This window comes from Rhizobium sp. 18055 (genome assembly GCF_902706285.1).
GTDB lineage: Bacteria > Pseudomonadota > Alphaproteobacteria > Rhizobiales > Rhizobiaceae > Rhizobium.
On record NZ_CACSKD010000014.1, the window covers coordinates 48,381 to 69,906 of the forward strand.

The 21,526-nt window shown below is 63.2% G+C and carries 18 protein-coding genes; 7 read left to right on the plus strand and 11 right to left on the minus strand.

The features are described 5' to 3' along the window. The first annotated feature begins 16 nt into the window (after positions 1-16). The 4 genes from GVL52_RS21280 to GVL52_RS21295 all read left to right on the plus strand — a co-directional run bounded on the left by GVL52_RS21280 (position 17) and on the right by GVL52_RS21295 (position 4,243). Positions 17-1,489: a CpaF family protein gene (locus tag GVL52_RS21280; protein ID WP_160010834.1), complete on the plus strand. Its 1,473-nt coding sequence runs from the start codon at positions 17-19 to the stop codon at positions 1,487-1,489. A gap of 4 nt (positions 1,490-1,493) precedes the next feature. Then, positions 1,494-2,501, plus strand: coding sequence for a type II secretion system F family protein (locus tag GVL52_RS21285; protein WP_160010836.1), 1,008 nt, complete (start codon positions 1,494-1,496; stop codon positions 2,499-2,501). A gap of 13 nt (positions 2,502-2,514) precedes the next feature. Then, a complete protein-coding gene (locus GVL52_RS21290) occupies positions 2,515-3,501 on the plus strand; it encodes a type II secretion system F family protein (RefSeq protein WP_160010838.1) in 987 nt (328 codons plus the stop codon). Positions 3,502-3,610: 109 nt separating this feature from the next. Beyond that, a complete protein-coding gene (locus GVL52_RS21295) occupies positions 3,611-4,243 on the plus strand; it encodes a LysE family translocator (protein ID WP_160010840.1) in 633 nt (210 codons plus the stop codon). Positions 4,244-4,264: 21 nt separating this feature from the next. Here GVL52_RS21295 and GVL52_RS21300 read toward each other — a convergent pair whose 3' ends face one another. Continuing rightward, positions 4,265-5,092 (minus strand): tetratricopeptide repeat protein, encoded by an 828-nt coding sequence (locus GVL52_RS21300; RefSeq protein ID WP_160010842.1) that lies wholly within the window; start codon positions 5,090-5,092, stop codon positions 4,265-4,267. Positions 5,093-5,235: 143 nt separating this feature from the next. Here GVL52_RS21300 and GVL52_RS21305 point away from each other — a divergent pair, with 143 nt between their 5' ends. From GVL52_RS21305 to GVL52_RS21315, 3 genes are all read left to right on the plus strand, one after another. Next, positions 5,236-6,624: a M17 family metallopeptidase gene (locus tag GVL52_RS21305; RefSeq protein WP_160010844.1), complete on the plus strand. Its 1,389-nt coding sequence runs from the start codon at positions 5,236-5,238 to the stop codon at positions 6,622-6,624. A 114-nt stretch (positions 6,625-6,738) separates the two neighbouring features. Continuing rightward, a complete protein-coding gene (locus GVL52_RS21310) occupies positions 6,739-7,083 on the plus strand; it encodes a MarR family winged helix-turn-helix transcriptional regulator (protein ID WP_160010846.1) in 345 nt (114 codons plus the stop codon). A gap of 16 nt (positions 7,084-7,099) precedes the next feature. Beyond that, a complete protein-coding gene (locus tag GVL52_RS21315) occupies positions 7,100-7,957 on the plus strand; it encodes an NlpC/P60 family protein (protein ID WP_160010848.1) in 858 nt (285 codons plus the stop codon). On the opposite strand, the gene GVL52_RS21320 is transcribed toward GVL52_RS21315, so the two are convergent. From GVL52_RS21320 to GVL52_RS21365, 10 genes are all read right to left on the minus strand, one after another. Continuing rightward, positions 7,950-9,341: an amidase gene (locus GVL52_RS21320; RefSeq protein WP_160010850.1), complete on the minus strand. Its 1,392-nt coding sequence runs from the start codon at positions 9,339-9,341 to the stop codon at positions 7,950-7,952. The two genes, GVL52_RS21315 and GVL52_RS21320, sit on opposite strands and share 8 nt — an antisense overlap. A gap of 46 nt (positions 9,342-9,387) precedes the next feature. Next, positions 9,388-10,251 (minus strand): ABC transporter permease, encoded by an 864-nt coding sequence (locus GVL52_RS21325; RefSeq protein WP_160010852.1) that lies wholly within the window; start codon positions 10,249-10,251, stop codon positions 9,388-9,390. 1 nt (position 10,252) lies between these two features. Next, on the minus strand, positions 10,253-11,200 hold the full coding sequence (locus tag GVL52_RS21330; protein WP_160010854.1) for an ABC transporter permease: 948 nt from the start codon (positions 11,198-11,200) through the stop codon (positions 10,253-10,255). A gap of 392 nt (positions 11,201-11,592) precedes the next feature. Beyond that, positions 11,593-13,122, minus strand: coding sequence for an ABC transporter substrate-binding protein (locus tag GVL52_RS21335; RefSeq protein ID WP_200847874.1), 1,530 nt, complete (start codon positions 13,120-13,122; stop codon positions 11,593-11,595). 172 nt (positions 13,123-13,294) lie between these two features. Beyond that, positions 13,295-14,239: a LysR family transcriptional regulator gene (locus GVL52_RS21340; RefSeq protein ID WP_160010858.1), complete on the minus strand. Its 945-nt coding sequence runs from the start codon at positions 14,237-14,239 to the stop codon at positions 13,295-13,297. 44 nt (positions 14,240-14,283) lie between these two features. Next, on the minus strand, positions 14,284-15,279 hold the full coding sequence (locus tag GVL52_RS21345; protein ID WP_160010860.1) for a P1 family peptidase: 996 nt from the start codon (positions 15,277-15,279) through the stop codon (positions 14,284-14,286). A gap of 160 nt (positions 15,280-15,439) precedes the next feature. Continuing rightward, entirely contained in the window at positions 15,440-15,634 is a 195-nt protein-coding gene (locus GVL52_RS21350) for a hypothetical protein (protein WP_160010862.1), read from the minus strand. 523 nt (positions 15,635-16,157) lie between these two features. Continuing rightward, complete coding sequence (locus GVL52_RS21355) at positions 16,158-19,085, minus strand: aminotransferase (protein WP_160010864.1); 2,928 nt, start codon at positions 19,083-19,085, stop codon at positions 16,158-16,160. A 120-nt stretch (positions 19,086-19,205) separates the two neighbouring features. Next, complete coding sequence (gene purU / locus GVL52_RS21360; protein WP_160010866.1) at positions 19,206-20,090, minus strand: formyltetrahydrofolate deformylase; 885 nt, start codon at positions 20,088-20,090, stop codon at positions 19,206-19,208. A gap of 169 nt (positions 20,091-20,259) precedes the next feature. Then, on the minus strand, positions 20,260-21,522 hold the full coding sequence (locus GVL52_RS21365; RefSeq protein WP_160010868.1) for a hypothetical protein: 1,263 nt from the start codon (positions 21,520-21,522) through the stop codon (positions 20,260-20,262). Positions 21,523-21,526: the final 4 nt, after the last annotated feature.

The window sequence follows — 21,526 nt, forward strand, 5'->3', positions numbered from 1 at the left end:
TGGATTGGAATAAGGCATGTTCGGAAAACGCGGAAACGAAGGTTCTGGCAAGGCGGGCGGCATCGTCGCACCGCCGCCGCCTGTTGCTGCGTCCTCCTCCTCGTCGGCGCCGGCAGTGTTCGTCGAGCCGCAACGTGAGCAGACGCGCCAGCAGGTGACGCCGCCGCCGATGCAGACGCCGCAGCGCAAGCGCCCTGCCCGCACGGAAGAATATTACGACACCAAGGCACAGGTATTCTCGGCGCTGATCGACACGATCGATCTGTCGCAACTGGCCAAGCTCGACGGCGAGAGCGCGCGCGAGGAAATTCGCGATATCGTCAACGATATCATCACCATCAAGAATTTCGCGATGTCGATCTCGGAGCAGGAAGAACTGCTCGACGACATCTGCAACGACGTTCTGGGCTACGGTCCGCTGGAGCCGCTTCTGGCCCGCGACGACATCGCCGACATCATGGTCAACGGCTCCGGCAAGACCTTCATCGAAGTCGGCGGCAAGACGCTGGAATCGGAAGTGCGATTCCGCGACAACGCCCAGCTGCTGTCGATCTGCCAGCGCATCGTCAGCCAGGTCGGCCGCCGCGTCGACGAATCGAGCCCGATCTGCGACGCCCGCCTTCCCGATGGGTCGCGTGTCAACGTCATCGCACCGCCGCTGGCGATCGACGGGCCGGCGCTGACCATTCGCAAGTTCAAGAAGGACAAGCTGACGCTCGATCAGCTCGTCAAGTTCGGCGCGATCACCCCCGAGGGCGCCACGCTGCTGCAGATCATCGGCCGCGTCCGCTGCAATATCGTCATCTCCGGCGGCACCGGCTCCGGCAAGACGACGCTGCTCAACTGCCTGACCAACTATATCGATCGTGACGAGCGCGTCATCACCTGCGAAGACACGGCCGAACTGCAGCTGCAGCAACCGCATGTCGTGCGTCTCGAAACCCGCCCGCCGAACATCGAAGGCGAAGGCGAGATCACCATGCGCGATCTCGTCAAGAACTGCCTGCGTATGCGTCCCGAACGGATCATCGTCGGCGAAGTGCGCGGACCTGAGGTGTTCGACCTGCTGCAGGCGATGAACACCGGCCACGACGGCTCGATGGGCACGATCCACTCCAACTCGCCGCGCGAATGCCTCAGCCGTATCGAATCGATGATCGCCATGGGTGGCTTCACGCTGCCGGCCAAAACGGTGCGCGAAATCATTTCCGGCTCGATCGACATCGTCGTGCAGGCTGCCCGCCTTCGCGACGGCTCGCGCCGCATCACCCACATCACCGAGGTGATGGGGATGGAAGGCGACGTCATCATCACCCAGGACCTGATGCGCTACGAGATCGAGGGCGAAGATTCGTCCGGACGATTGATCGGCCGTCACAAATCGACAGGCATCGGCAAGCCGCATTTCTGGGATCGCGCCCGCTACTACAACGAGGAAACGCGCCTCGCTGCGGCACTGGACGAGATGGAAGCCAAGTCGAAGGATTAAGCAGATGTTCGGTTTCGATCCCACCATCCTGGCCATCATCGCGCTCGCCGCCGTCTCGGCGGCTGCCGTGTGCTACGGCCTGTTGTTTTCGCGGATGGAAACCGACAAAAAATCGGCACACCGGGTCAGCCGCGTTGCGGCTGCGGAGGCGGACAAGAGCAACGTCAAGGCTGCCCGCGACCGCGTTCAGGAAATGTCGAAGCGTCGCAAATCGATGCAGGACAACCTGAAGGATCTGGAAAAGCGGCAGCATGAGAACGCCAAGAAGAAACTGACCTTGAAATCCCGCCTGATCCAGGCCGGTCTCTCGATCACGCCCGGTCGGTTCTATGTGTTCAGCGGCATCCTGGCCTTCATTCTGATGACGACCGCATTTCTGCTGGGCGCGCCAACGATGGTCGTGTTCGGCCTGCCGGTGGTGGCCGGGCTCGGACTGCCGCGCTGGATACTCGGCTTCCTGATCAAGCGCCGCCAGAACAAGTTTCTCACCGAGTTTCCGAACGCGCTCGATGTCATCGTACGTTCCATCAAGTCGGGACTGCCGCTCAACGATGCCATCCGGCTGATTGCCAACGAAGGCAAGGAGCCTGTGAAGGGCGAATTCCGGCGCGTTGTGGAATCCCAGCAGATCGGCCTCAGCGTGCCCGACGCCTGCGCCCGCATGGGCAATCACATGCCGTTGCAGGAGGTAAACTTCTTCTCGATCGTCATCGCCATCCAGTCACAGGCCGGCGGCAACCTTTCGGAAGCGATCGGCAACCTTGCCAAGGTTCTGCGCGAGCGCAAGAAAATGAAGGCCAAGGTCCAGGCGCTGTCGATGGAAGCCAAGGCATCGGCCGTCATCATCGGCGCGCTGCCCTTTATCGTTGCCACGCTCGTCTACCTGACATCGCCTGCCTACATGATGATCCTTTTCACGGACCCGCGTGGCCATCTGATCATGGGCGCCTCGGCGATCTGGATGTCGATCGGCATCTTCGTCATGCGCAACATGGTCAATTTCGACATCTAGCGGAGAAAATCCGATGTCATCCGATCTCGCCAGCTCACTGACCGACCCTACGACGCTGATTGCAGTGCTGGTTGCGCTGGCGGTGTTTGCCAGCCTGTATACGCTTGCCATGCCATTTTTCGAGCGCGGCGACCTCAACAAGCGGATGAAGGCGGTATCGACCGAGCGCGAGCAGATGCGCGCCCGCGAGCGCGCCCGGATGACTGCCGAAGCTGCGGGCGGCAAGGCGTCGCTGCGCACGCAGAACAACCGCTCCGTTCGTCAGATCGTCGAGCGCTTCAATCTTCGCGAGGCACTGGTCGATGCCAATACCGTGAACAAGCTGCGCGCCGCTGGATTTCGCTCGGAAAACGCGCTCAACATGTTTCTGGTGGCGCGCTTCCTGCTGCCTTTCGGCTTCTTCGCGCTGGCAATCTTCTGGGTTTTCGGTCTCGATCACCTTGCCGACAAGCCGACGCCGATCCGCCTTCTTCTGACGCTCTGCATCGCCTATGCCGGCTTCTATGCGCCGAACATCTTCATCTCCAACCGGATGGGAAAGCGGCAGCATTCGATCAAGCGTGCCTGGCCGGATGCGTTGGACCTGATGCTGATCTGCGTGGAATCCGGCATATCGATCGAGGCGGCGATGCGCCGCGTGTCTGAAGAGCTTGGCGAAGCCTCGCCAGCGCTCGCCGAAGAGATGGTGCTGACGACGGCCGAACTCTCCTTCCTGCCCGACCGCCGCGTCGCGCTCGAGAACCTCGGAACGCGCACGCAGCTGCCGATCGTCCAGTCGGTCGTGCAGGCGCTGATGCAAGCCGACCGCTACGGCACGCCGATTTCGCAAGCGCTGCGCGTTCTCGCCCAGGAAGGCCGTGACGAGCGGATGAACGAGGCGGAAAAGAAGGCTGCGGCACTTCCACCGAAGCTGACCGTGCCGATGATCCTGTTCTTCCTGCCGGTGCTGATTGCCGTCATTCTCGGGCCGGCCGGCATTCAGGTCTCCGACCGGTTCTGAGGCTGATCGCCGTTATACTGACGGCTCGACATATAGTTTTTCCGCTATGGACGGGCGCGCCCAAGCATGGGAGACAGTGCTCTGCCCTTCCAACCATGCGGAGCCACCCATGTCCTCTCTCAGCGTCTTCCTCAGCATTGTCGCAACGCTTTCGATCGGGGCGATGAGCCCGGGGCCAAGCTTCGTGCTGGTGTCGCGCATCGCGGTGTCGCGCTCGCGCATCGACGGCTTGGCCGCGGCGGTCGGAATGGGATTGGGCGGGGTGTTGTTCAGCATGCTGGCACTGGCAGGGCTGACCGCGCTGCTTTCGCAATTCGGATGGCTCTACCTGGCGCTGAAGGTGGCGGGCGGCCTCTATCTGGCCTACATCGCCTACAGGATCTGGCGCGGCGCCAGCGAGCCTCTCGAGATCTCAGACGTGCGTGCTGGGCATCGTGCCGTCGGCCGCAGCTTCATGACGGCGTTTCTCACCCAGATCAGCAATCCGAAGACGATCGTGGTCTATGCCAGCATCTTTGCGGCGCTGCTGCCGAAGACCATTCCGCTCGAGCTGTTCGTGGCCATTCCGATCGGCGTGTTTGCCGTCGAGGCCGGATGGTACACGATCGTGGCGCTTGCCTTTTCGGCACGGCATCCGCGGCGGATCTATCTCGCGGCGAAGAAGTGGATCGACCGGGCGGCCGCCACGGTGATGGCCGGGCTTGGCCTGGAGCTCGTCGCCTCAGGCCTCAGCGGACGCTGAGATGACGCAGCCGAAGATCGTTCAGTTGGCGCTTTTGTCGGTGCCGCCGACGTCCTTGGCAGCGAGCTTCTGCCAGGAATTCTGCTGCGACATCATCGAGCGGATGTAGGCGACGTTGGCATCGGCCTGTTGCGGCGACAGTTCGCGGCGGGCGATCTGTTCGGCTTCGGGGAAGCGCCCCTGCAGGCCGACGACGAGTGCGAGGTTCTGGCGGACGCGGCTGTCGGCATTCGGTTGACCCGCAGCCTGGCGAAGATAGGTTTCTGCGGTGCGCAGGTCACCTGTCAGCACGTAGGACATACCGAGATTGGACAGGATCGACGGTTCACCCGGCTGGATATCGAGCGCGTCACGATAGCGCTGGCGGGCCTCGCTGGCGCGGCCGAGCTGATCGAGGATGGCGCCCTGGGCCGAGACCAGTTTCCAATCGGGACGGTCTGACGTCTGGGCACGTCCGATGGTGTCGAGCGCCTGCTGAAGCTGGCCGGCGGCGGCCTGCGCCTTGCCGTAGGCGGCAAGCACGCTGCGGTCTGACGGATTGGCGATGGCGACCTGCTGCATGACGGCGAGCGCCTGTGCATCCCTGCCCTGCATGCGCAGCAGGTTGGCGTAGTTGACGCCATTGACCGCATCGCGCGGGTTTTTCTCGTAAGCCTGGCCGACACGATCGGTGGCCGAGCGGACTTCCTGATCGTTCATGGTTTCGACCGGCTTGTTCAGCGTCGGCACGGAACCGGTGGTCATCCGGTCCTTGGTGGTGCTGCAGCCGGCCAGCGTCAGGGCCACCAACGCAGTTGCCGTGCACTGAAGGATGCGGGTTGTGATAGAGATGTTGGCCAAAGCGGGCATCGCGCGTTCCTGAAATCCGAAATCGGCGCCTGACCTAGAAGCGGAACAGGGAAAGGCTTTGACGCAATCTTCACTCAAGCAATAGTCTGTTAACCCTAACAGAGCGTTAAAATGCGATTCCCGGACGCCCCCGAAGGATAATCATGGCCCCGTATCAGTTCATCGAAAGACCGACCCCCTTCAACACCAAGGGTGGCTCGACCTTGCCGATCTTTGCCGTCACGCCCGCTCACATCGAGACCGGCACCATCGACCCTATCGCGCTCGATTGGGCGAAAAAGGCCGGATACAAGGCGGAAAGCGGCTCTGTACTGCTGATCCCGACGGCGGAAGGCCATCTCGGCGGCGCATTGTTCGGCCTCGGCACCAACCCTTCCGAACAGCCCTATATCACCGGCAAGCTGGCGCGCGCGCTGCCGGCCGGCGACTGGCACATCGAGACCGCGCCGCTGACGGCCAATCGCCTGGCGCTCGGCTTCGGCCTCGGCAGCTACCGATTCGACCGCTACAAATCCGACAAACGGCCCTCCGGCACGCTGATGATCCCGCGCGACGCCGATGCTGCCGACATCAAGCGGCAGCTCGCCGGTGTGTTTCTCGCCCGCGACCTGATCAACACCCCCACCAACGACATGGGACCGAACGAGCTGGAAGCGGCGTTCCGCGGGCTTGCAGCGCATTACAAGGCCGAACTCTCGGTCATCTCCGGCGAAGACCTGAAGCATAACTTCCCGCTGATCCACATGGTCGGTCGTGCCAGCGCCGATGCGCCGCGGCTGCTCGACCTGCGCTGGGGCAAGAAGGGGCATCGCAAGATCACCCTGGTCGGAAAGGGCGTCTGCTTCGACACAGGCGGCCTCGACATCAAGCCGGCCTCCTCCATGCTTTTGATGAAGAAGGACATGGGGGGTGCCGCCAACGTCATGGGCCTGGCGCTGATGATCATGGACGCCAAGCTGAAGGTCGATCTGCGGGTTCTCGTTCCGGTCGTCGAGAACTCGATCTCATCGAACGCCTTCCGCCCCGGCGACATCTACAAGAGCCGCAAGGGCCTGACGGTGCAGATCGACAACACCGACGCCGAGGGGCGCCTCATTCTGGCCGACGCGCTTGCCTATGGCGACGAGGAAGAGCCGGACCTGATGATCGACATGGCGACGCTGACGGGGGCAGCCCGCGTGGCGCTCGGCCCCGACGTGCCGCCGTTCTTCACCGATGACACGGAGCTGGCGCAGGACCTGATGGAATCGAGCCTCGAGACCGACGATCCCCTGTGGCGGCTGCCGCTTTATGCCGGCTACGAAAAGGACATCCGCTCGAAGTTCGCCGACCTCACCAACGCACCGTCGGGCGGCATGGCAGGCGCGATCACCGCGGCACTGTTCCTGAAGCGCTTCGTCAGCAAGGCGAAGAGCTGGGCGCATTTCGACATTTACGGCTGGGCGCCTTCCGAGCGGCCGCATTCGCCGGGTGGCGGCGAGGCGCAGGCGATCCGGGCGCTCTACCACCACATCCGCGAGAGCGTGCGTTAACGCGATCGTTAAAATTTGATTCACCTTGTGGGGCGGCAGATTTGCCGCCCCATTGCGTTGCGCCACCACCTGCCGGAAAATGGAACGCAGGCGTAACGAAGTCCGGAGGTGGCCTTGCCGATCGAATTGACCGCTTCGCAGGCGCTGGGGCTTTGGCACGGCGTTTCGCTCGATCAGGTTCGTCACGACGACCGCGATTTGACATTGCGCCAGATGGCGATCCTGCTGCATATCTATCTGGTACCGCCGCCGCACACCGTGCGGGGGCTTGCCGCTGAACTCAACGTGACCAAACCCGTCATCACCCGGGCGCTGGATACGATGGGCGAAATGGGGCTGGTGGACCGGGTGCGCGACAACAGCGACAAGCGCAACGTGCTGATCAAGCGCACCGTCGGCGGCGCGCTCTATCTGGAAAAACTCGGCGATCGCGTGCGCGAGCAGGGACGCCGGCTATGAATTCGAGGACACTGCCATGACCACGCCCGACCGCCGCCTGAACGCCTACCGGGCCGATCTCGCCGAGCGCCGGCTGGAGGGACAGGTCGAGGCGACACGCTTCGTCGATGGCACGCCGGCGCGGATCGCGGTGCCGGTGATCGGTCTCCGGCCGAAGCCGGATATGACGTCCGGGATCGATACCGAGTTGCTGTTCGGTGAGGCCGTCACGATCTTCGACCGGGCTGACGGCTGGTGCTGGGTGAAGGCCGTTTCCGACGATTACGTCGGCTATCTCCCTGACAGCGCTGTCAGCGACGGCGCGCTGGAACCGACCCACATCGTCACCGTGCAGCGGACGTTCCTCTATCAGGAGCCGGAACTGCGCAAGCCCTACAAGAGCATCCTCTCGATGGGTAGCCGGATTCGGGTTGTCGGCGCTACGGAGGCGCGGGGCAATCACTATGCGATGCTGGAGGATGGGACGGCGATCTTCGCCAAGCATGTGCAGCCGATCGACGCCAGCCAAGACCAGGACTATGTGGAGATCGCGGCGCGGTTTCTGGAAACGCCCTATCTCTGGGGCGGGCGCTCCGGGCTGGGGATCGACTGTTCCGGGCTGGTGCAGCTTTCGATGCTGATGACCGGGCGGGAAGCGCCGCGCGATACCGACATGCAGGCCGCAAGACTCGGCGCGCCCATCGACCGCGCCGAATTGCGCCGCGGCGATCTGGTGTTCTGGAAGGGGCATGTGGCTGTCATGGAAGATACTGAGACGATCATCCATGCCACCGGCCACACGATGACCGTGGTGCGGGAGAATTTCGAGGAGGCCGTCAAACGGATCGGCTGGCTTTACGAGCAGCCGAACGGCTATCGCCGCCCGATCATCTGACCGGCGGCCGCGGCCAGGACGCGACGCCGCCGGACCAGGTCTCGAAGGCTTTCGACAGGCGCATCACCAGCATGTCATCGAAGCGCGGGCCGACGATCTGCAAGCCGATCGGCATGCCGGATTTCGAGAAGCCGCAATTGATCGACGAGGCCGGCTGCTCCGACATGTTCCACGGAACGGTGAAGCAGATGTGCTCGAAGGGCCTGGCGGGATCATTGGTCGGCGAGGCCCATTCGGCCGGATAGGACACGATCGGATTGGTCGGCGACAGCACGGCATCGACGCCGGTAAACAGCGCGCCGCAGGTCTTGCGCATCTCGATCGTCTGGTTGAAACCCTTGACCGCATCGACGCCGGTGACATCGGCGCCACCCCTGGCCCAACTGTAGATATAGGGAAGGATGCTTTCGCGGCGTTCTTCGCTGAGGTTTTCGATATCGCCCCAGAAGCGGGAGCGCCAGAAATTGTCGAGGCCATCGAGCATGCCGCGGGTCAGCACCGGGCCGACGGGCACGATCACCGCTCCTGCCCGCTCGAACAGCTTGGCCGCCTCGACGACCGCAGCCTTCACCTCGTCCTCGGCATCGAGGCCGCAGCCGGCGTCGAGCATCAGGCCGATGCGCATGCCGCGGACGTCGATATCGAGATCGGTCCAGTCGAAATCGTTGGGCGGCAGGCTGGTGCCATCGCGCCAGTCCGGCCGTGACAGCGTCGCCATGGCGAGTGCTGCGTCCTCGACGGTGCGGGTCATCGGCCCGGCGCAGCGGCCGACATAATAGGGATCGACGGGGATGCGGCCCTGGCTCGGCTTGAAGCCGAAGATGCCGGTCCAACCGGCGGGCAAGCGCACGGAGCCGCCGATATCGGTGCCGATGTGCAGGGGGCCGTAGCCGGCCGCGGCGGCGGCTGACGCACCGGCACTGGAGCCGCCGGGGTTCTGGGTGATGTCCCAGGGGTTGCGGCTCAGATGATGGAAGCTCGACAGTCCCGACGACAGCATGCCGTAATCGGGGCATGTGGTCTTGGCGAACATGATGGCGCCGTCCTCGCGCATCCGTGCTGCGATCGGGGCGTCCTCCAGCGCGGGCTTGAGCTCGACCGCCTTGGTGCCGAGCGGTACCGGCTGGCCCTTGGTGGCGATCAGTTCCTTCAGCGTCACCGGGATGCCATCGAGCGGGCCGAGCATCTCGCCCTTCATCCAGCGCTCGCCGGAGGCCCGGGCCTGGCTGCGGGCGCTCTCGGGGTCATAGGCGTAGAGCGCGCAGATCGACGGTTCCCAGGCGACGATGTGGGTTTCCAGCGCCAGCCAGTATTCCAGCGGAGACAGGCTCCTGTCGGCAAAACGCCGCTTCAGCTCGCGGATGGTCAGATCGATCTCGGTCATTGCAGTGCTCTTTCGAAATGTCGTCTCTATCAAAATCAGCGTGCGCTCAGCGGCTGGCCTCGCGCGGGTCGAGCAGGTCGCGCAGACCGTCTCCGAGCATGTTGAAGCCGAAGACGCAGAGCGCGATGGCAAGGCCGGGGAGAATGGCGAGCCAGGGGGCAAGGGCGAGATAGGTCTGCGCGTCCGCCAGCATCCGCCCCCAGGTCGGTGCCGGTGGCGCGAGACCGAGGCCGAGGAAGCTGAGGCCGGCTTCGGTCAGCACCGCGAGGCCGAGCTGGATGGTCGCCTGGACAATGATCTGGCTCATGATGTTCGGCAGCACATGCCTGACCGAGATGGTGAAGCGGGTATTGCCCAGCGCGCGGGCGGCCAGCACGTAGTCGCGGCTCCAGGCCTGTAGCGCGCTCGCCAGCGTGACGCGGGCGAAGACCGGGATCATGAAGGTGGCGATGGCGATGATCGCCGTCAGCCGGCCAGGGCCGAGGAAGGCGCCGAGCATCATCGCCGAGAGGATCGGCGGCAGCGCGAAGATGACGTCGCAGATGCGCATCAGCAGGCTCTCGAAGACGCCGCGGAAGGCTGCGGCCGAAAGGCCGGCGATGGCCCCAAGCGTGCCGCCGATGGCGACCGCGACAACGGCGATCGACAGCGAGTTCCAGCAGCCGACCATCAGCATCGACAGCACGTCGCGGCCGAACTGATCGGTGCCGAGCAGGCCGAACGAGAATGGCGGCTGCAGCTTGTGGATGATCTGCATCTTGGCCGGCGGCAGCGGCGTCCAGACCAATGACAGCAACGCGACCGCGACCAGCAGACCAACGACGACCGTGCCGACGACGAGGTTCATGCGACGGGTCAGACGCATCCGGCGGCGACGAACATTGATCTCGGTTGCAACGACGGGTGCCATCTCAAGCAGCCTTTCGCAGGCGTGGATCGATCGCCAGATAGGAGAGATCGACGATAAAATTCATGATGATCACGAGGGCTGCGAAGAACAGCACGACGTCCTGCATGACGACGATGTCGCGCTGCGACAGCGCCTGATAGGCGAGCTTGCCGAGGCCGGGGAGGTTGAAGACGTTCTCGACGAGGACGGCGCCGGCAACCAGGAAGGTGAACTGCAGGCCGAGGATGGTGAGGATCGGGACCAGCGCATTCGGCACCGAATGGCGCCACAGCACGGTGCTTTCCGAGAGGCCCTTGGCCCTGGCGGTGCGGGTGAAATCCTCGTGCATGGTGTCGAGCACCGCCGAGCGGGTGACACGGGTGAGCACGCCCGCCTGCGGCAGGGCAAGGGCGACGGCCGGCATGAGCAGTGCCTTGATCGACGGCCAGATGCCGGCGCTCCAGCCGGGAAAGCCGCCTGCCGGCATCAGCCCGAGGGTGGTGGAAAACAGGATGATCAGCAGCAGCGCCACCCAGAAGGCCGGGACGGCAATGCTGATCTGCGAGAAGACCGAGGCGATGACATCGAAGACGCCGCCGCGGCGGGAGGCGGCGAGAACGCCGAGCGGGATGGCGATGGCGATCGACAGCGCGATGGCGATCAGGGCGAGCGGCAGGGTGACGGCGAGGCGCTCGACGATCAGGCCGGCGACGGGGACGCCGTAAGTGTAGGATTTGCCGAGGTCGCCTGAGAAGACGCCTGCCAGCCACTGGCCGTAGCGCAGCAGCAGCGGCTGGTCGAGGCCGAGCTCGTGGCGGAGCGCTGCCAGCGTTTCCGGCGAGGCGGAGGTGCCGAGCATGATCGAGGCCGGATCGCCGGGAAGCATGTCCATGACCGCGAAGATCAGCAGCGAGACGACGACTAGGGTGATCGCGAGGCCGGCGAGGCGGCGCGGCAGGAGGGCGATCATGCGGCGGCTCGGGGGGTGGGAGAAACGTTGGCGTGGCAGACTATCCGAGACCGCCGCTTAAATTCGCCGCCTGCGCCAGCGGCCCCCTCATCCGACCCTTCGGGCCACCTTCTCCCCGCTGGGGAGAAGGGAAGATCGGAGCCGCAACCGGCCATTCGTGGCAAGATGCGCATACCGGGCGCCCCCCTTCTCCCCAACGGGGAGAAGATGTCCGACAGGGCAGATGAGGGGGGGTGCGACGGCAGGAGCGCACGGCCGGAGCGCCAAGCGACGGACGAATTTGTCGAGACCCTCCCCGCAGAGGAGACACAATCAACACCAGGATCGGAACCGATATAAACCATAGTCGACTGTCCAAACCTCATGCTACGCGTCGTCACCCGTCCGCTCACTCAGTCTTCCCAGGAGACATCGGTCAGAACGTTCGACGGGATCGGTTCGTTTTCCCAGAGCCCCTTGAGCTTCTTGTCCCAGACGCCGAGCTTGGGCATGACGAAGAGGAAAAGCGCCGGCACGTCGTCGGCCAGGATCGCCTGGGCCTCGCCGTAGATCTTTGCCTGTTCGGCCGGATCGGCGGTTTCCTGCACCTTCTTCAGCAGCGCATTGAAAGCCGGATTCTTATAGTTGAAATAGTAGGGATCGCGGGCGTAGATATCGATGTCCATCGGCTCGGCATGGGCGACGATGGTCATCTCGTAGGCGCGATCCTTCATCACGTCCTGCACCCACTTGGCCGGGAATTCGGTGGGCTCGATGTTCATCGTCACACCGATTTCAGCGAACATTGCCTGCATCACCTGGGCGCTGCGCGGCGCATAGGCCATCTGCGGCGACTTGATGGTGAAGGTGAAGCCATTGGGGTAGCCGGCTTCGGCCAGCAACGCCTTGGCCTTTTCGGGATCGTAGGCAAGCTTGGCTGTCAGGTCGACATAGCCAGGATCGTTCGGCGTGTAGTGGCTGCCGATCGGGGTGCCGAGGCCGGACCAGGCGCCGTCGATGACGGTCTTGCGGTCGATCGCCATCATCAAAGCCTGACGGACACGCTTGTCGTCGAACGGCTTGACGGCATTGTTCATGCCGGCAACGACCTTGAGCTCGGTGTTGCCGATCTTGGTCATCAGCCTGGCGTCGCCTTCAAACGAGGTCATCAGCTCAGGGGCTGCGAATTCGGGGATGGCATCGACGTCGCCCGATTTCAGCGCGGCGGCCTGCGCCTGCGGATCTGCGATGAAGCGGAAGGTGACCTTGTCGAGCTTCACCGATACGGACTTGTTCCAATAGTCGGCTTTCTTTTCCAGCTCGACCTTGTCGCCCTTCGCCCAGTTGACGAACTTGAACGGACCGGTGCCGATGGGCTTGGTCTTGTCGTCGGCGGTCGCGTTCGGCGCCACCATCACCGAGGCCGGCCAGCCCAACCAGTAGAGCAGGCTGCCTGTCGGGGCGGAGAGATGCAGCACCAGCGTTTCGGCATCGGGGGTGTCGATCGAGGCGATGGAGGCGAAGAAGCGCTTCTGCGGATTGACGGAATCCTTGCCGCGGGCACGGTCGAGCGCGAACTTGGCCGAGGCCGAATCGAACGCCTCGCCATCGTGGAATTTCACGCCCGGCTGCAGCTTGAACGTATAGGTGAGACCGTCGGGAGATACCTCCCAGCTCTTGGCCAGTTGCGGCTGCACCTTGCCTGCCTCATCGATCATCACCAGGCCTTCGAAGACGTTCTGCCAGGTGACCTGGCCGATGGCGACGGGTGCGGCGATGGTCGGATCGAGGCCTGTCGGTTCGACGGTCATGCCGAGATTGAGCGATGTCTTTGCCGCTTCAGCCGGCGTCAGGCTCAGCATGACAAGGCCGGCCGAGACGGCGGCACCGAGCGAAAGGCGTCGAACGAGACGCGCCGATGGCGCGAGCGGAAGCTTGATCATCATGTCCCCTGTCTGGTCGCTGCTTGTTGCAACTGACCGATTGCCGATAGATTGTCATTCCGGATGTGCACACACAATGACGATTTTGTGTGCTCAGTGTAGCCGAAAAAGCTACACCGGAATTTGCTGCCCGATGCAAGTCCAGCTGCCCAATCGATCGCCAGTACGGCGCCTAATCTGTCGCCATTTCGGTTGTAGCAATCGTTGCTGCCGGTACGCCGCCGGCCCGCTCGCGCATGAAGCGCTCGATGAAATCGAGCAGCTTGGTGGCGGCAAAGGAGAGTTGGCGATCCGGAGCAACGCAGAGATCGACATGGGTGCGGATGGCGCTTTTGGGAGCCAGCGGCACGGCGCAGAGCTGGCCGGCGTCGATTTCGCGGCGCACCGTCAGCGCCGGCAGCAGCGTTACGGCAGCGCCGCTCAGCACCAGCTCCTTCAGCATTTCCAGCGAACTGGTGACGAAGACGGCATCAAAGCTGAGCTCTGCCTTTTCGAACAGGGCATCGAAGGCCTGGCGGAAGCCGAAGGACTGGTCGGGAAGCGCCAGTGGATAGTCGGCTATATCTTTCAGCTGGACCTCCGGCTTCGTTGCCGCAGGGTGGCCGGGGGCGACGATCAGGTCGTAGGCGATCTCGGAGCGCAGCCGCACCTTGGTGCCGGAAACCGGCGGGGCAAACAGGGTGACTGCGATATCGGCCTCGCCGCTATTGACCGCTTCGACGGCCTGGCGGGCGCTGGAGATGGTCACTTCGAAGTGCAGTTTCGAATATTTCAGGCTGAACTCGGCCAGCGCCGGCGCCAGCAGATTGGCGACGGTGGCGCCATTGGCGTGGATGCTGACGCGGCCGCGCTGCAGGCCCTTGAGGTCCTCGATCAGCTGGCCGACGTGATCGAGTTCGCGCAGCGTGCGGCCGGCGCGGGCGGCGAGCAGCTCGCCGGCAGCGGTGAGTTTCACCCCGCGGGCGCTGCGCTCGACCAGCGGGGCGCCAAAATGATATTCGAGGTTCTCGATCTGGCGGCTGATCGCCGTTGGCGCGACGTTGAGGTTTTCGGCGGCCTGGCGCATCGAGCTGGTGCGCACCAGCTCGTCGAAATACATCAGGGCGCGTAGCTGCATGTCATCGTCTCCGCCGTTCAGGCCAATTTGCTATCTCTAAGCGATCAACGACCGTCAGCATAGCGGTCTCGCCATGCCGGTTGGGCGCCATCGACCGGCAGCGCTGTCGCCTCGTAGACGCCGCGCGCGATGGCGCGGGCCATGACCAGGGTGGCGAGATGGCAGAGTTCGAGGAAATCGGGCAGGCCGGCGCATGGTCTCCTGCCTGTCGAGGCGGCGAAGATGGTGTCGCCATCGAGCGGCAGGTGCGCCGGCAGCAGGGCGCGGGCAAAGCCGTCATGGCCCATGATTGCGAGGCGATGGGCTTCGGCCTTGGTCAGCACGGCGTCTGTCACAATGGCGCCGATGGTGGTGGCGGTGGTGTTCATGCCCTTCAGGCGCATGGCGGTATCGCTTTCGCCGATCGTCAGTGGCAGGCCGAGACCGCCGAACTCGGCATCGCGCTCGAAGGGCGCCGACCAGAAGTGCGGGCCTGCACCGACCGTGGCCGAACCGAGCGCATTGACGGCCACGAGGGCCGATATGGTGTGGCCGGTGCTGGTTCTGGCGCTGGCGGAACCGAGGCCGCCCTTGAAGGTGGCGGTGGTGGCGCCGGTGCCGGCGCCGACGGTTCCGAGCGCGAATGTGCCCTTGGCGGCGGCGCGAAAGGCTTCGTAGCCGAGATCGCGGTAGGGTGACTGCAGGCCCCAGGCCTTGTCGCCGCCATTGAGGAGATCCATCAGGATCGCCTGCGGCACGATCGGCACGCGCACGCTGCCGACAGGAAAGCCGCGACCGATGGCGCGCAGGCCGGCCTGGACGCCGCCGGCGGCATCGAGGCCGAAGGCGGAGCCACCTGACAGAACGAAGGCATCGACTTCGGCCACCGTCATCGACGGGTCGAGCAGTGCGGTGTCGCGGCCACCCGGCGCGCCGCCGAGCGCAACGCCGGAAGCCACGGCCGGCTCATCGAAGATGATGGCGGTGACGCCGGAGCCGAGACTGAGATCGGTAGCGTGGCCGACGGAGAGGCCTTCGATATCGGTGAGGAGATTGAGCAAGGGCGGCGTCCTTCGCTGATGCGATCCCGAGAATCGGGAGCGCGCGATAGGAGCGCAAGGGTGGGAAAAAAACAAGACCGGCCCCGCTTTTGGCGGGACCGGTCAGAAATCCTCAGGACTTTTTCGGCCAGCACTTTCGGGCCGGCCTCGATCCATGCCCTCAGGCATGGATGGGTTTTGGATGGCGGCGGGTCATCAGATCGTGAATGGCGTGCTTGACCTCGGCGGGCGAGCTGAAGTGCTGCTCGTCGAGATCATGGACGTGATACTTCACGGCGATGAATTTCAGCCGGTTTTCATCCGGAACGACAATCCCGACCGGGATGCCTGCGTATTCGATAACTTCTTTTTTCATGCATAGAACTCCTGCCGCGCGGATTGCGCAGGCGATGGCGAATTGACTTGGTCATTTCCGTTAAAGGGCGACGAAGGTCACATTCGACAGTTCGGGCGGGAGAGAGCGCCCGGACGGTCACTGCCAGGCATGGATCGCATCAGGAGCGTGGCAAGAATTTCAATGTCGTTCATGTCTCATTCCTTTCTATCTGCGTCTGCCTGCTTCGATGGCCCGGGGTCTCCGGGCCGGTGATGGCTGCCTTGTTATAATCTACCTTATTTGTAGACAATACATGACAGCTCGTCGGAAACATATTCCGAAACATGTCAAAATGTCGGCGATTAGGAAAATATCATTCCGCCAAAGCCGAATACACTGGAAGACCAATAACAAGTCTTTGTGCATATGGTGTGACGATCCGAGCCTTTCCGTCGCTCGATGCCAGAGATAGGGAGTGCGCCTGATTCCGGCAATGGGGCTTTTGATTAAAACACCCCGGGCCTCGAAATGACCGCAATGGTTAACACTGCAAGACCATGTTTCACCAGCCTTCGGCGAGGACCTTTTCCAGCATCTCCGCGAAGAAATCGGCACTTTGCGACGTGATGCAGAGCGGCGGCTTGATCTTCAACACGTTGAGGTGATCGCCGGTCGGCTGCATGATGACGCCGAGATCGAGCAGGCGGGTGCAGATCGCCGCGGTCTCTTCGGTCGCCGGCTCCAGCGTCGTGCGGTCGCGGACGAACTCGACGCCGAGATAAAGGCCCATGCCGTGGACGGCGCCGACCAATGGGTGATGATCCATCAGCGCCACCAAGCGGGACTTCAGGTGATCGCCGATATCGCGAGCGTTCTGCTGCAGGCCTTCGTCGGCCATGATGTCGAGCACGGTACTGCCGACGACGGAACTGACGGGGCTGCCGCCCGATGACGAGAAGAAATAGCCTTCCTTCTCCAGCGAATCGGCAATCGCCCGCGCGGTGATGACGGCGCCGAGCGGGTGGCCGTTGCCCATGCCCTTGGCGACGGTGATGATATCGGGGACCACCTGCTGCTGCTCGAAGCCCCAGAAATGATGACCGAGCCTGGCATAGCCGACCTGCACCTCATCGGCGATGCAGACGCCACCGCGGGCGCGCACCTGGCCGTAGACGGCAGCGAGATAGCCATCGGGCAGGGTGATGCCGCCGGCGTTGCCATAGACAGGTTCGGCGATGAAGCCGGCAAGCCGCTCGCCCCGGTGATCGATCTGTTCGAGTGCCGCAAAAACGCTGTGGAGATAATCACCGGTCGAACCCGGACCACGGAAATCGCCACGATAGGTGTTTGGAGACATCACCGGATGCACCCAGTCCGGCCTTGTGGTTAGGGCCAGTGGATTGTCAGCGATCGAGGTGGAGACCGCGTCGCTGGCGGCCGACCAGCCGTGATAGGCTTCGAGCAGGCTCAGCATGTTGCGGGCGCCGGTGTGGGCCCAGGCAAGCCGCAGCGCCAGATCATTGGCCTCCGAGCCGGAGTTGACCAAGAACACCGTGTCGAGGCCATCAGGGGCAAGGTCTGCCAGGCGCGCGGAGAAATCGGCAACGGCGGCATAGTTGAAACGGGAATTGGTGTTCAGCCGCAGCCATTGCTCGCTGACGGCATCGGCAAGCCTGGGATGGCCGTGGCCGAGGATGGTGACGTTGTTGACCATGTCGAGATAGGCGCGGCCCTCGACATCGAACATATGCTCTTTCCAGCCGCGCTCGACCTGCGGCGGGGTGGTGTAATAATGCTTCTGCGGTGCTGCGAAGTGGGCGTTGCGGGCGGCTAGGATTTCTGCGGTCAACGGCTTTGGTGCCTCGACGCCTGCGCCGAGCAGCGCTGCCGGCGACGGGCATAACGTAGACCAGGCGAAGACTTCCGCGGGGATGCAAAACAGCGGCGGCTCGGCGCCTTTCAGCGTCGAGAGCTGGACGCGCAGGCCACCCAGGGATGAGGGCTCGCCGGAGACGGTACCGATCGTCTGGCCGGCTTCGAGCTCTGCGCCGTCCTCGACCGCGAGATCAAGACCGTCGAGATGCAGACTGATCGCTTCGCCTGCCAGCACGAGATGATGGTTCTGCCAGCTGACCTTGCCGGCGAAGGGGGCGGCGATGGTCTGGCCGGCGGTGAGGCAGATGTCGGCGTGCAGCGCGTAGGTGGCGGATGGCTTGGCGCTGAGCTGGTGCGCGCGCGACAGCCGGTATTCACCGTAACGGGTGGCAGCAGCGTCGGCCTCGGAGGCGGCACGGGCGAGCAGGCGCCAATCCATGTCGCCCTGCGCCCAGTTGCCCGCGGCAAAATGCTGGCTTTCGACGCCAAGATCGACATAGAGCATTTTCTGCAGATCAAGATCAGGCAGCAGCGGATGCCAGTCGTCCGTTGCGACCGCGGGGACCGCGACGCCGGCGGTCGTCAGAATCGCTGCTTCCATCAGATCGAAGGGGACCGCGACGGCCGTGTCGAAGATGCGCTGTTCGAGCGCCAGATTGCCGCGGACGTATTCATTTTCGGGATCGATGGAGATTTGCTGTTCGCTGCTGGCCACCAGAATGACGGCGCGGGCGACGACCAGCGGCCAGAGCGCCCTCAGCTCCTCTGCCTTCAGCGGATAGACATCGTGATAGGCCTTGATGGCGGGCAGCACGAAGAAGGGGTCGCCATCGGCCTGATGCAGCAGCGATGCGCAGGTGACGGCGAGATCGCCGACCAGCCAGCCGCGGATGATGTCGCCGAAATCGATGACGCCATCGGGGATCAGGCGGCCGTGCTTGTCGCGGCGGCTGACGACATTGTCGCCGGTGACGTCGTGGTGGACCGCCTGCAGGCGCAGCGCCGGGGCGAAAGGCTGCACGCGGCGAACGGCGGCGACCATGTTCTTGGCGATGCGGTCGCGGGCGGCACTGTCGGTGATTGCCGAAAGAAGCTGTACGGCGACCGGGCCGGCGCGGCGCAGGTCCCATTGCAGATTGCGATCGAGGCCGGGATGCTCGAAATCGGCCAGCGATTTTGCCAGGTTTGCGCATAGGGCGCCAAGCGCTGCGACGGTTTGCTTCGGCAGATAGGCGGGCTTCGACAGCCCCTCGCCTTCCAGATATTCGAGCACGCGCACCTGATAGGTCCGGTCGCGGATACCGACGGCAACGATATCCTGGCCGTCCGTCGAGGCGATCACCCGCGGCACGCGCGGCGCGTCCGCAATGGCGGAGAGGTGGCGGATGGCGGCATTCTGGGCTTCGAGTTCGAGCGTCTCGTAGACCATGTGGCAGATCTTCAGCACATAGCGCTGCTCGCCGGTATCGATGCGGTAATTGCGGTCCTGCTGGCTGCCGAGTTCGCTGAGGGTGCCCGAAAGGCCGTAATGCGACAGGAGAATGTCGCCGGCTTCCGCAGCCGTCACGTCAGGGCGCGGAAGCTCAAGACGCTGAGCGAGCGTTTCATCGGTCATGGTAATCCCCCACCGCACGATTCGATCTTGCACAATAAGCAGATAATAGGCTGCTTGCTATCGGCAAGCGGCAGATCGTCGGTCATTCCGGGGAATTGCCACGTCGGTGCTGCCGCTGGTTCAGCCCATGCGTTCGGACGCGTAGCCGCCGGGGCTTGCCGGGAAGACGACCGTGCGGTTGCCGTTCATGAAGACGCGGTGGTGGATATGGGCGTGGATGGCGCGGGCCAGCACCTGGCTTTCGACATCGCGGCCGATCGAGACGTAATCGTCGGCGCTCTGGGCATGGGTGATGCGCGCCGTGTCCTGCTCGATGATCGGGCCTTCGTCGAGATCGGCGGTGACGTAATGGGCCGTCGCGCCGATCAGCTTGACGCCGCGCTCATAGGCCTGCTTGTAGGGATTGGCACCCTTGAAGCTTGGCAGGAACGAGTGGTGGATGTTGATGATCCGGCCCGACATCTTCTGGCACATCGCATCCGACAGAACCTGCATGTAGCGGGCCAGCACGATCAGCTCGGTGCCGGAGCTTTCGACCAGCTGCATGATCTGCGCTTCGGCCTGCGGCTTGTTTTCCTTGGTCACCTTGATGTGGTGGAAGGGGATGTCGTGATTGACGACCACCTTCTGGTATTCGAAATGGTTGGAGACGACGCCGACGATATCGATCGGCAGGGCGCCGATCTTCCAGCGGTAAAGCAGGTCGTTCAGGCAGTGGCCGAAGCGCGAGACCATCAGCAGCACCTTCATGCGCTGATCGCCATCGTGGATTTCCGAGACCATCGCAAACTTCTCGGCGATCGGCGTGAAGCCCTCCTTGATGGCCGCGAGGCTGACGCCCTCTTCGGAGATGAAGCTGACGCGGGTGAAGAACATGCCGGTGGTCAGATCGTCGAACTGCGAGCTGTCGATGATGTTGCAGCCCTGATCGGCCAGATAGGTGGCGATCGCTGCGACAATGCCGCGCGTCGATTTGCAGGCTACCGTCAGTACGTATTGCGTCATGCGTCACATTCCTTGTTTAGGCATCGGCCCTTTCAGGCGTCATCCTTTTTCGGCATAGAGCCGGCAAGCCTGCTTAGATCAAAGCAACCTGGCCGATCAAGCGAAGCTCGCTCATCCCTGCATCAATTTTCTGGAGAACAGCTGGCTTGGGGCCACGTCTCATCGTCCATCAGCTTACGGCAGATACAACAGGAGGCCGTTCCGCTTGCGCCGTGGAACTGCGTATCCCCGCCGTGGAGCCCTCGTTGAATTTGAGAAAGCCGACGAGAAGCCATACCAGGCCTGCCGTCTTCATCGAGAAGATCGCGGTCGAGCCGATCATCAGGTTGAGGAACATGAACAGCGACAGGGAATGACAAAGCCGCTTCTGGTTCGGCGTCCGGCCGGCCGGATAGAAGGAGACGAACAGCCAGAAGAGAATGAGACCGAAGATCGTGGCGCCGTAGGTGATGTAGACGTAGCCGCTGTCGACGAAGGTGGTTGCCTTGTCGAGTTCGAGGCCGAGCGTCGAGGCGAGATCCATGTCGATGATGTTTCTGACGGTGCCGCTGATACGGCCGACGAAATCGTCCTCATGCGCGTCCGGCTTGAAGGCATGAATGGCGAAGCCGCCGACCACGATCATCGGCATCATCAGGAAATCGCAGATCTTCGGGATAAACGGATAGATGAGATAGCCGGCAGCGCTGACGATGGTGAAGATCAGCATGGTGCGGGTGTCGTTGGTCACCAGGATGAGCACGATCGTCGACATGAATATCAGGCGGTCGAACATGCTGATGCGATTGGCAAACGAGACCAGATAGATGACGATGACGCCGCAGAAATTGGCGAGCGATACCTGCTCCAGGAAGATCGACGAGGAGCGGTGGTCGATCAGGCCGAAGGAGAAGCGCCCCTCGAAGCCGAGCGCGCCGCGAAACAGGCCGCTGTCGCTATAGGTCGCGGGCGGCACGCCGCGGGTGTTCTGGAAATACTCGGCCGGATGGAACAGGGCCACATAGGCCGCGGTCGAAAGGATTTCGCAGACCAGTGCGGCCAGAACCGCGATGCAGCAGATCTTGAAGGCAAGCCGCAGCGTTCGCTCGTTGGTCCAGCGACCCATGACCACGAAGGCAAAGATGATCAGCACATTGCGCAGATGGTCTATATAGCCGGCCTTGTTGATGACCATCACGTAGACGGTCAGCACGATGGTCAGCAGCAGATAGCCGAGCGGTGCGAGGTCCTCTTCGAACAGGCCCTTCTTCAGAATGAAGCCGAAACTGAAGGTCAGGATCAGGATTTCGCTGAGCACCACATAGCTCGGCGTCAGCGGCATGATGTTGTGGTTGATGAAGGCAAGGATGGCGTTGTAGGTCACACCAAGCACGCTGGCGGCCAGAATGCCGTAGTCGATCGGCTCCCTGGCTGATTTGACCTTGCTTGCCATGAGG